The following is a 396-nucleotide window of genomic DNA, read 5'->3' as shown; positions in this document are numbered from 1 at the left end:
GTGGCGGTCGCCTGCGGCGGCGTCATGCTGCTGGCGGTCCTGGCGGCGGCCATCGCCGGCCTGGTGGGCCTGAGCTACTGGCGCAACCGCGAGCAGGAGGGGCCCGGCCTGACGACCGAGTTCGCGATCCTGCTGACGGTGCTGGCCGGAGGCCTGGCCATGAAGGCCCCCTCGGCCGCCGGCGCGGTGGGCATCGTCACCGCCCTGCTGCTGTCCAGCCGCGAGCGCCTGCATCACTTCGTGCGCACCGTCCTGACCGAGGACGAGGTGCGCTCGGCCCTGATCCTGGGCGCGGCCCTGATCGTGGTCATGCCGCTGCTGCCCGACCGGCAGATGGGCCCCTACGAGGCGCTCAATCCCAGGTCCGTCTGGCGGCTGGTGGTGCTGGTGCTGGCG

Annotated in this window: 1 pseudogene; it reads left to right on the top strand. The window is 73.5% G+C overall.

Annotated features, from left to right (window positions below):
- Nucleotides 1-396 (top strand): annotated as a pseudogene (locus AC1DYP_RS24850) (hypothetical protein); the annotation flags it as partial.

It is taken from the genome of Caulobacter sp. P1_D6, from assembly GCF_056406095.1.
The sequence above is the reverse complement of the archived record's forward strand: the minus strand, read 5'-3'. Positions and strand labels throughout refer to the sequence as shown.